The sequence below is a fragment of the Catenuloplanes nepalensis genome (genome assembly GCF_030811575.1).
Classification (GTDB): domain Bacteria; phylum Actinomycetota; class Actinomycetes; order Mycobacteriales; family Micromonosporaceae; genus Catenuloplanes; species Catenuloplanes nepalensis.
The window spans coordinates 4,147,735-4,158,570 of the sequence record NZ_JAUSRA010000001.1; the positions used below are offsets into that span (position 1 = coordinate 4,147,735).

A 10,836-nucleotide genomic window follows, 5' to 3' on the forward strand; every position below is an offset into this window, starting at 1 on the left:
TGAATAAGCTCGCGGTCGGCCATTGAATAACGCGCCAAGTTCCGCACCGCAAAATCGTCGTCGGCACGAATATCGCCGGCCGACTGCGGTGGGACGCTCCCCTGTTGGCATCCTCCGTGGCGCCCGATCGTTTCCGGCCCTGCCGGCGCGGGCCCATTCTCCGCTATTTCGGCACCGAGAGGGCATTGGGTTCCGGCGGGGGTGGGCGTTCGTCGGCCCGGCTGACTCCTCGTGGGTTTCGTGTGCCTGGCGGTCTGCGCTGGACGCGCGGTCGGAAGATCACCACCGAGCTCACGGGCAAGAAGTCGATCACGCGTCGCGCCGCCTGTTGAAGGGTGTGGCACCGAGGCCTCCGCGATCGCAAGGCACCGGGCGCCTCGCGCCCGACATGTCGGCATTCGGCATCCGGTTCGAGAGTGTTCCTGGCGTCGATGCTCAAAGGCCAGAGCATCCCGGGCGGGGGAGCGTCCCTCACCCGGCGCTGGAAGGTCAACAGTGAGGCTTATTCAGCGCCGCCCTCGTCAGGCCGCCCGGACTGCGGCAACGCGGTGCGTGCTCGCCGCGCTGAATAAGCCTCAGTGCCTCCCGGCTGCGAGATTGATCGCGCGAAAACCACTAGTGATACATGGCGCACCGTATGAGTGCGGTGGATTCAATCGGTCGTCGCAATGCAACGTTTATGCAGCTAGAGGTGCCGATAGTAGCTGATTGAGGGCTTCGGCGGGTGTGCGCATGTTGAGGGTTTCGCGGGGGCGGCCATTGAGTTCGGCGGCGACGTCGTCGAGGTGCTGTCTGGTGTGGACGGACAGGTCGGTGCCCTTGGGGAAGTATTGGCGGAGCAGGCCGTTGGTGTTCTCGTTGCTGCCGCGCTGCCAGGGCGAGTGCGGGTCGCAGAAGTAGACATCGATGCCGGTGGCGATGGTGAAGTCGGCGTGGCGGGTCATCTCGACGCCTTGATCCCAGGTCAGTGACTTGGTCAGGTGAGCGGGCAGTGTCGTGATGGTGGCGATGAGGGCGTCGCGGACGGCCTCGGCGTCCCGGCCGTCGGGCAGGTGGACGAGCATGCAGTAGCGGGTGGAGCGTTCGACCAGAGTCCCGATCGCGGAGCCGCCGTCCTCACCGATGATCAGGTCGCCTTCCCAGTGGCCGGGCACGGCCCGGTCGGCGGCCTCAGCGGGCCGCTCACGGATGTTGATCATTGCGGGGATCCGGCCGCGTTTCTCCTGCTGTCGTGACCTGACCCTGGGCTTGCGCAGAGCCCTGCCGGTCCGCAGGCACGCGGTCAGCTCCTTGCGCAGCCCACCCCGGGACTGGACGAACAGCGACTGGTAGATCGTCTCGTGAGACACCCTCATCGATTCATCGTCCGGGAAACGCCGGGGCAGCCACAACGCGATCTGCCGCGGTGACCACTTCAGCTTCAGCTTCCCCTGCACCACCCGCCGCAACCGCGGGCAGTCCGCGAGCTTCACGGGCTTCGGCCGGCGGCGGCGATCACGCGCCTTCTCGTCCGCACGGCCGGCCCGATAACCCACCCGCACGGTCGAATTCCGGGCCAGTTCCCGCCCGATCGTCGACGGCTCCCGCCCCAGCGCCACCGCGATCGACCGCCGCGACTCACCCCGATCACGCCGCAGCATGATCTCCTCGCGTTCCTCGAACGACAGATACCGGCCTGACCCGGCCCCAGCCCCGTTGTTGATCACCCCGCCAGCATCCTGGAACCAGCGCATACCCGTCCACCGCGAGACTCCCGCAGCCGTCGACGCCTCCTCGGTAGACAAACCAGCCCGAATCCCCTCCCAAAACCGCACCCGAACCACATAAGGAACACCCGGCTTCGCCATCAAAACCCCTGCTCAGAGGGCATTGCAACGACCAATTGACCACAAGTGCCTCATACGGTGCGCCATGTATCACTAGTCAGATGCGGGGGCGACCGCCGGGTGTATTTACGGCGATATTTCGGGCGTCGCGCCCGCAGCGCGCGCGGCGTTTCCGCATTCTGGCGGCAGTTTCCCGTAATGCGGAAGATCGGCTGGCTATCGGGACCGATCTTCCGCGATGCGGGATCGATGAGGCTTATTCAGCGCCGCCCTCGTCAGGCAGCGCGGCCTGCGGCAACGCGGTGCCGGTTCGCTGCTCTGAATGTGACTGGATAGGTGGCTGATTTGGGCACGCGGCGGCCCCGGGCCACGTGACGGGCCGGTGGTGGTTGCCGGTCAGGCCGGGGTGGGGATCCAGGGGTTGCCGGTGGTGGCCTGGATGAGGGCGTCGAGGGTGTCGATGCCTTGCCGGGCGGCGGTGGCGGTGTAGCTGCGGATCGCGGCGAAGTGTTCGGCGCCGGTCGTGGTGCGCATGCTGCCGGAGACCTTGACACGTAGTTTCGGCATACGGATCGTCTGCTCCGCCCGGTTGTTGTCAAACGGGACGGCGGGGTCGGTGACGAAGCGCAGGTAGTCGTCGCGGCGGTTGCGGAGCCGGACGAACAGGGCGTGGTATTTGCGTTCGAGTTTGCTGGCCCGCGTGGCGGTGGCCGCGACGCCGAGGACGACTGCGCTGTGCAGGACGTGCTGGTAGAAGGCGAGCTTCTCCGGGTCGGGGATCCGCTCGGTGGCGTCGGCGGTGAGCCGGTTCAGCCGGCGCAGCGCGGTGGCCGCCTGCTCGGCGTGCTCGGCGACCGGACCGGTAGCGGTGTCGGTGACGTAGATCAGCTCACGCAACGCGTGCGCGTTGCACAGGGCGTGGCTCATGTGCGTGTAGGTGTCGTACGGCGCCCACGCGTCGTGCACCGCGACCCCGGTGAACGTCGGCAGCACCCCGATCGCGTCCATCGCTTTCGTGCCGCGTGTGGTGTGCACCGCGAGGAGCACATCCGTGGGAGTGGACGCCGAGTGCAGCCACGCCAGGCGGCCGGCGACCCGCATCCCGGTCTCGTCGAAATTCGCGACCGGTGCGTTGATGATCCGCCCAGCGATCACCGGTAACACCGTGTCGATGATGCCCAGCGCGGTGCGTTTCACCCAGCCGGCCACCGTGCCGGCGGCGACCGGCGCCCCGAACAGGTCCTTGAGCGCGGCGGCGGTCCGCGACACCGACAGGAACTGCCCGTGCAGCAGATACACCCCGATCCCGGCCAGCCGAGGCCCGTACACCATCGGTGCCGTCGCTTCCGGTGGTGCGGGCGCGGTGGTGTGGTGCCCACACCGGCATTTGACGGTGATCATCTGATGCTCGGTCACCTGCGGTGTCACCGGTGGCACATCGACCACCTGCCGCCAGAACATATCGACCTCGTCCGCGCCGGCCAGGCTATCCCCGCACCCGCCGCACACCGCGGGCACGTGCCGGACCACATCCGCATCCGCGAAGCGTTGCAAAGTGACCCCGTCTTGGCCTTTCGGCCGTCCCGGACCCTGACCCGACCGCGGCCGCAACGACTTCGGCGACGGCTTCGCCAACCCGTCCGACGAGGGAGGCTTCGACGAGTTCGACGACGACTGCTTCAACCGAGCCTCAAGCTCCGCGATCCGGCCCATCGCCTGCTCCAGCCGAGCCGTCACGTCCGCCACCATCGCCCGCAACACCACGTTCTCCGCAAGGAGATCGTCATACGACGGCGACGGCAGGTCAGACACGACCCATGAACCTACCAGCCTCTACATCGGACCTCGCTGCCGCCCGGACTACCTATCCAGTTACCTCTGAATAAGCCTCGATCTCGGCGCCAGAAGCAGCCGGTAAGGCGACGCGCGGGGTGAGCCGTCATGATCTCCGGGCCGCGAGGTTGCGGAGTCCGGCGAGCGGGTGGAGAGGCCTGGTCGCGGTGGACATGATCTCCGGGCCGCGAGGTTGCGGAGTCCGGCGAGCGGGTGGAGAGAGGCCCGGTCGCGGTGGAGCGGTTCGCCGGGCGGGGCATCAGGCGTGCGGATCTCGTGGCGATCGAGGAGGCCGGCGTCGTCTACGCCGCCCCGGGCCGCGCGACAGGCGACCGGTTCGACGCGTGGTATCGGCCGTGCGCTCGGAGGCTGGAGGTGCCGGGTGGCGGCGGCCCGGCCTGAGAAGCGGGCGTTCGCGGGTTGGCCGGGCGGCGTTAATGTCACGCTCCGCTTGCGGATAACCGCATCCAGCTAGGGTCCTTCGCATGGATCGACGATCTTTGTTGCGTGCGACCGTGGCGGGTGCGGGTGGGCTGGCGCTGCCGTTCACGGCATGGTCGGCGGCGTATGCGGCGCCGGCACAGAACGCGGCCGGCCCCTACGGGGCGTTGCAGGCGGCGGACGCGAACGGGATCGCGCTGCCGGCCGGGTTCACCAGCCGGGTGGTCGCGCGGTCGCGGCAGGCCGTGCCCGGCACCTCGTACGTGTGGCACGACGCGCCGGACGGTGGCGCGGTGATCCCGAACGGAAGCGGCTGGATCTACGCGTCGAACTCGGAGGTGAGCTCGTCCGCGGGCGGCGGCGCGTCCCGGATCGTCTTCGGCGCGAGCGGGAACGTGACCGGGGCGTCGCGGATCCTGTCCGGCACGAACATGAACTGTGCCGGCGGCAAGACGCCGTGGAACACCTGGCTGTCCTGCGAGGAGGTGTCGCTCGGCCGGGTGTGGGAGACGTACCCGCTGGGTGGCAGTGCCGTGGTCCGGCCCGCGATGGGACGGTTCAAGCACGAGGCCGCCGCGGCCGACCCGGACCGGCGGGTGGTCTACCTGACCGAGGACGAGACGGACGGGCGGTTCTACCGGTTCGTACCGTCGGTGTGGGGTGATCTGTCCGCGGGGACGCTGCAGGTCTTCGTCGCGGGGTCGGGCACGAGCGGCACGTTCGGCTGGCAGACCGTGCCGGATCCGGACGGCTCGCCGACGCTGACGCGCTATCAGGTCAGCGGCGCGAAGTCGTTCAACGGCGGCGAGGGCTGCCATTACGCGAACGGCACGGTGTGGTTCACCACCAAGGGCGACAACCGGGTGTGGCAGGTGAACCTGGCCGCCGGGACGTTCGAGCTGGCCTACGACGACAACCTGGTCAGCCCGGGGTCGGCGCCGTTGACCGGCGTGGACAACGTGACCGGTTCGGCGTCCGGTGATCTCTACGTGGCCGAGGACGGCGGCAACATGGAGATCTGCCTGATCACGCCGGACGACAAGATCTCGGTGTTCCTGCGGGTGAGCGGGCAGGGCTCGTCGGAGCTGACCGGGCCGGCGTTCACCCCGGCCGGCGACCGGCTCTACTTCTCCTCGCAGCGCGGCACGTCAGGCTCGTCGTCCGGCGGCATCACGTACTGCGTGACCGGTCCGTTCCGCAGGTAGAGGACGGGACGGCGCACCCGGGACGCATGCTGGGCCCGACCCGGACGACGGTGCGCCGATCGGTCACGTCCTGGAGAACAGCGGGCGCAGTGCCGCGCCCGCGGAGGTCACGACGCCCGGTTCGTGGCCGTTGCGGATCAGGCTGATGATCACGCCGCCGACGCCGTGCGCCAGCACCTCGTCGTGCAGCACGGACGCGAGGTGGTCCGGCGTGCCGGCGATCGTGATCGGGGCCCACGTCTCCGGCAACTCCGCCATGATCCGTTTCGCCTCGGCCGCGGTCTCGGTGACCACCGCGCGGGTGAGGAAGCTGGTGGTGAGCGTGTCCGGGTCGCGGCCGATCTCCGCGCAGCGCCGCCGGAGGACGGACAGCTTGTGCGGCAGGTCCGGGCGGTAGCAGTTGATGTTGTGGTGGTCCGCGTGCCGGGCGGAGAGCCGGAACGTCCTCTGCTCGCCGCTGCCGCCCAGCATGATCGGCACGGTGGGGCGCAGCCGCGGGTTGTTGATCGCGTCCCGGGTCCGATACCAGGCGCCGTCGACGGTGGGCCGCTCGCCGCGCAGCATCGGGCCGATGATCCGCAGCGCCTCGTCCAGCCGCGCGAACCGGTCGGTCCAGGTGCCGAACTCGAAGCCGTAGTCCTCGTGCTCGCGCGCGAACCAGCCGGCGCCGAGGCCGAGCACCGCGCGCCCGCCGGAGATCACGTCGAGCGTGGTGACGGTCTTGGCGAGCAGCGCGGGATTACGGTACGTATTGCCGGTTACCAGCGCGGACAGTCGCACGGTGGTGGTCTCGCGGGCCAGCGCGGCCAGTGTGGAGTAGGCCTCCAGCATCGGCTCCTCGACCGGCGCGATCGCGGGCAGCTGGTACATGTGGTCCATCACCAGCACGGTGTCGAATCCGGCGGCCTCGGCGTCGCGGGCCTGCCGCGCGACCGTGCCGAAGATCTGCGCGGGGTCGGCGCCGGGGTAGCTGAAGCTCGGGATCTGGTAACCCAGTCGGATTGTCACGCTGCGTGCCTCCAGCTCGATGTAAGAGAGCTCTTACATCGCTAATGTAAGAGACCATCAACACCACAGGCAAGCGGAGGTACGGATGACGCGCGGCTACCACCACGGCGATCTGCGGGCCGCGCTGGTGCGGGCGAGCCTGGATCTGCTGGCCGAGGGCGGGCCGGGCGCGTTCTCGGTGGCGCAGGTCGCGCGGCGGCTCGGGGTGAGCACGGCCGCGCCGTACCGGCACTTCCCGGACCGGGAGCACCTGCTCTCCGCGGTCGCGGCGACGGCGGCGCGGGACCTGGCGGCCGAGGTCACGGCGGCGGCGGACGCGGCCGGGACGGACCCGGTGGACCGGTTCGCGGCGGCGGGTGCGGCCTATCTGCGCTTCGCCGTCCGTACCGGCGCGGGGTTCCTGGTGATCTTCTCGGCCGAGCTGTCCGAGGTTGATGATCAGGAGCGCACGGCGGCGACGAGGGCGCTGATGAGCGGCTGGATCGACCTGGTCACCGCGACCGGCGACCGGCCGATGCAGGACTCGCTGCATCTGATCGAGGAGCAGATCGCGCTCGCGCAGGGCTACACGGCGCTCTACACGCAGGGCTTCTTCCACCGGTCGTCGGTGCCGGTGGACGAGATCGCGGACCGGGTCGCCCTGGGCAGCCGCCGCCTGATCACCGGCGACGCGTCAGCCCCGTGATCAGGGCGTCCGCCATGGCGCCACCGACCCTTCGGCGCCGGCGCGAGCCGTCGGCCCGGATCGACGGCGAGACGGCGGGCGGGGCCGGCAAGGAACGGGTGGGCACCGTTCGGGTTGAGCGCCCAGGGATTCTGCACCATTGCGCCCGAACACAAAACAACAATAACGAAATCGACCGGCGCCTATTGCCACACGTTCCACCGCCGTGCTTGATTGTTTCTGAGTGTTTCCGGCCCGTTGCGGACCGGAACGCACCACGCCCCCGTGAGAAGGGAAGCTTACGGATGAAGGCATTCTCCGCGCTGGTCGCCGCGCTCGTCGTGGTCACCGGCTCACCCGCGGTCGCGGCCCCGCCACCGCGATGGCAGCCGGGCACGCCGCCGATCGCGACCCCGTGGACGGACGACGTCGGCCCGCACAACGCGCTCCCGGACTACCCGCGCCCGCAGCTCACCCGCGAGCGCTGGCAGAGCCTCAACGGCGTGTGGGAGTTCGCCGGCGCGACCGCCGGGCAGGCACCGCCTCTCGGAACGCCGCTCGCCGAGCGGGTGCTGGTGCCGTACCCGATCGAGTCCGCGCTCTCCGGCATCCAGCGCTCCGAGGACCGGATGTTCTACCGGCGCGTGTTCACCGTGCCGGCCGGCTGGCGCGTCGGCGGTGACCAGCGGCTGCGCCTCCACTTCGGCGCGGTCGACTACGACGCGACCGTCTGGGTCAACGGTGTCCAGGTCGCCACACACCGCGGCGGGTACGACGCGTTCAGCGCGGACGTCACGGACGCGCTCACCCGGCGCGGCCCGCAGGAGATCGTGGTCGGCGTCGAGGACCTCACGGACGCGACCTGGCAGCCGGTCGGCAAGCAGCGCAACACCCCGGACGCCGGCATCTTCTACGTCGGCGCGTCCGGCATCTGGCAGAGCGTGTGGATGGAACCGGTCCGGCGCGGCGCCGTCGACCGCCTGGACCTCACGCCCGACGTGCGGAACGGTGTGCTGCGCGTGAACCCGCGGATCGAGGGCGCGGCCGGGCTCACCGTCGAGGCGGTCGCGAAGCAGGGCAACCGGGTGGTCGGCCGGGCCAGTGGTGCCGCGGGCGGCGAGCTGCGCGTTCCCGTACCGAAGGCGCGGCTCTGGTCTCCTGATTCGCCGTTCCTGTACGACCTGTCCGTGCGGGTGCTCCGCGGCCGTACCGTCGTGGACGAAGTGGGTTCGTACTTCGGGATGCGTGAGGTCGGCAAGACCGTCGGCGCGGACGGGAGGCTCTATCAGACGTTGAACGGGAAGATCCTGTTCAACCTGTCCACGCTGGACCAGGGCTACTGGCCGGACGGCATCTACACCGCGCCGACCGACGAGGCGCTGAGGTTCGACATCGCGAAGACCAAGCGGCTCGGCTTCAACACGATCCGCAAGCACATCAAGGTCGAGCCGGACCGCTGGTACTACTGGGCCGACCGGCTCGGGCTGATGGTCTGGCAGGACATGCCGTCGATGCGGACCGGCGGCACTCCCCCGGTCGAGGCGCAGGTGGAGTTCGAGCGGCAGCTGCACGAGATCGTCGACGAGAAGAAGTCCTCGACCTCGATCGTCACCTGGGTGCCGTTCAACGAGGGCTGGGGCGAGTGGGACCGCGCGGCCACCGGCCGGATCGCGGACGCGGTCAAGGCGCAGGACCCGACCCGGATCGTCAACGCGCACAGCGGCGTCAACTGCTGCGCCTCCAAGGGCGACTCCGGTCGCGGCGACATGATCGACTGGCACGACTACGTCGGGCCGGCCGCGCCCCAGCCGGACGCGACGCGGGTCGCGGCCGACGGCGAGCACGGCGGCTTCGGCCTCGAGGTGCCCGGCCACATGTGGTACCCGGACGGGCACGCCTACGAGATGACGCCGGACAGCGCCACGCTCACCCGGCGGTACGTGGAGAACCAGACCGACCTGCTGCGCGCGGCGAACCGGTGCGGGCTGTCCGGTTCCGTGTACACGCAGATCACCGACGTGGAGCACGAGGTCAACGGCTTCTACACGTACGACCGGGCGGTCGAGAAGATGGACTTCGCGGCCGTCGCGGAGATCAACAAGCGGATCATCGCGTCCGTGGACGGCACCGGTACCGGCGCTCCGGCCCCCGGCCCCGGCACGCCCGGCCTCGGCGGGGTGGGCTCCTGGCCGCTCGACGGGAACGTCGTCGACGAAGCCGGTGATCATGACGGCACGCTGATCGGCGCGCCCACCTGGACCGCCGGGCACTCCGGCGAGGCGCTGCAACTCGACGGCGCCGGCCAGTACGCGGAGACGGCCGGGCCGGTGCTGGACACCACCGGCAGCTACACCGCGTCCGCGTGGGTGCGGCTGGACAGCCTCGGCGGCTGGGCGACCGCGGTCGGCCAGGACGGCGCCAACCGCAGCGCGTTCTTCCTGCAGTACTCCAGCGCGGACAACCGGTTCGCGTTCTCGTTCGCGGGCGGGCGCGCGCTGGCACCGGACGTGCCGGAGACCGGGCGCTGGTATCACCTGACCGGCGTGCGGGACGCGGCCGAGGGCAGCATCACGCTCTACGTCGACGGGCAGCGGGCCGGCAGCCTCCAGGCCTGCCACGGCGATGCGTCGAACGGACCGCTGACGATCGGACGAGCCCGCTACAACAGCGGGCCGGTCGACTTCTGGCGTGGGGCGATCGACCAGGTGCGGGTCTACGATCGGGCACTGACGGCTGCCGAGGTGGCCAGTCTGTACTCGTCGGTCATGTGAGTTTAGGTGGCCCGGAACGTGCAAGTTGCGCGTTCCGGACCACTCCGCACCGACTCGATCGTTGACCCTTCAGAATCCCCCTCGGTTCTGGAGGTACCCGGATTGGCCCCTGGTGAGGTGCCGCTGCGGCGCAGTGCGTACACCACGTCGAACGTCGAAGAGGCGCACGACGCGATGCGCCGCGTCTACTTCGACTTCACCGCGCGCGTGCCACCCGGGCTCGACCGGTTCACCTACGACGTCCGGTCCGTCGACAGCGGCGTCATCGGGCTGGACCGCATGCGCTACTCCACCGCGCTGGACATCGACACCGCACCGGTCGGGTACGTGCACGCCGCCCACGTGCTGGGGGGCAACCTCACGATCCGCTCCGCCGGCGAGCAGGTCCACCTCACGGCCGGCGACCTGGTGCTCGTCCCACCGGGCGAGTCCTTCCAGGGACAGCTGATCGACTTCGACGTGCAGATCCTGCGACTACCGCTGGACGCGGTCACCCACGCGGCCACGGTCCGCTGGGGGCTGGAACCGGCCGACTTCGCGTTCCGCTCGATGACCCCGGTCTCGGCACCGCTGGCCCAGTTCTGGCGGGAGACACTCGTCTATCTGCATCGGGTGACACTCAACCCGGACGCGGCGCTGCCCAGCGCGCCGGCGCACGCGGCCCTCATCGACCTGGCCGCGGCGGCCACCGTCGCGACGTTCCCGAGCACCGCGACGACCGCCTGCTACCTGCCCGGACCGGGCGAGACCGGGCCGGGCACGATCCGCCGGGCGATCTCCTACCTCGAGGAGCACGCGGCCGAGGCGACGACGCTGGCCGACGTGGCGGCTGCGGCGCGCACCGGGCCCCGGGGGTTGCAGGCCGCGTTCCGGCGGCACCTGGACACCACGCCGATGGCCTACCTGCGGCGGATCCGCCTCGAACGCGCGCACCGCGACCTGCTCGCGGCCGACCCGGGCCACGGCGCCACGGTCGGCGCGATCGCCCGGCAGTGGGGCTTCACCCACCTCGGCCGCTTCGCCGCCGCCTACCGCGAGGCCTACGGCACCTCCCCGGCCGAGACGCTCCGCACCCGCTGACCAGCCCG

8 protein-coding genes are annotated in these 10,836 nt (G+C 70.2%); 5 read left to right on the plus strand and 3 right to left on the minus strand.

All coding sequences use genetic code 11. The features are described 5' to 3' along the window. Window positions 1–677 precede the first annotated feature (677 nt). Window positions 678–1,847: an IS30 family transposase gene (locus tag J2S43_RS17680; RefSeq protein ID WP_370881596.1), complete on the minus strand. Its 1,170-nt coding sequence runs from the start codon at window positions 1,845–1,847 to the stop codon at window positions 678–680. A gap of 375 nt (window positions 1,848–2,222) precedes the next feature. Continuing rightward, a complete protein-coding gene (gene tnpC / locus J2S43_RS17685; RefSeq protein WP_306827493.1) occupies window positions 2,223–3,638 on the minus strand; it encodes an IS66 family transposase in 1,416 nt (471 codons plus the stop codon). 234 nt (window positions 3,639–3,872) lie between these two features. Here tnpC and J2S43_RS17690 point away from each other — a divergent pair, with 234 nt between their 5' ends. Together J2S43_RS17690 and J2S43_RS17695 are read left to right on the plus strand one after the other, a co-directional pair. After that, a complete protein-coding gene (locus J2S43_RS17690) occupies window positions 3,873–4,061 on the plus strand; it encodes a hypothetical protein (protein ID WP_306830541.1) in 189 nt (62 codons plus the stop codon). A gap of 83 nt (window positions 4,062–4,144) precedes the next feature. Continuing rightward, the gene (locus J2S43_RS17695) at window positions 4,145–5,305 is read left to right on the plus strand and encodes an alkaline phosphatase PhoX (protein ID WP_306830543.1); all 1,161 of its coding nucleotides are present in this window, start codon (window positions 4,145–4,147) and stop codon (window positions 5,303–5,305) included. Window positions 5,306–5,368: 63 nt separating this feature from the next. Here J2S43_RS17695 and J2S43_RS17700 read toward each other — a convergent pair whose 3' ends face one another. Then, window positions 5,369–6,313, minus strand: coding sequence for an LLM class F420-dependent oxidoreductase (locus tag J2S43_RS17700; protein ID WP_306830545.1), 945 nt, complete (start codon window positions 6,311–6,313; stop codon window positions 5,369–5,371). An 85-nt stretch (window positions 6,314–6,398) separates the two neighbouring features. On the opposite strand from J2S43_RS17700, the gene J2S43_RS17705 reads away from it, so the two are divergent. The 3 genes from J2S43_RS17705 to J2S43_RS17715 all read left to right on the plus strand — a co-directional run bounded on the left by J2S43_RS17705 (window position 6,399) and on the right by J2S43_RS17715 (window position 10,828). Continuing rightward, window positions 6,399–6,998 (plus strand): TetR/AcrR family transcriptional regulator, encoded by a 600-nt coding sequence (locus tag J2S43_RS17705; RefSeq protein WP_306830547.1) that lies wholly within the window; start codon window positions 6,399–6,401, stop codon window positions 6,996–6,998. A gap of 284 nt (window positions 6,999–7,282) precedes the next feature. Beyond that, a complete protein-coding gene (locus tag J2S43_RS17710) occupies window positions 7,283–9,748 on the plus strand; it encodes a LamG-like jellyroll fold domain-containing protein (RefSeq protein ID WP_306830549.1) in 2,466 nt (821 codons plus the stop codon). Between the two features lie 102 nt (window positions 9,749–9,850). After that, complete coding sequence (locus J2S43_RS17715) at window positions 9,851–10,828, plus strand: AraC family transcriptional regulator (RefSeq protein WP_306830550.1); 978 nt, start codon at window positions 9,851–9,853, stop codon at window positions 10,826–10,828. The last annotated feature ends 8 nt before the right edge of the window (window positions 10,829–10,836 follow it).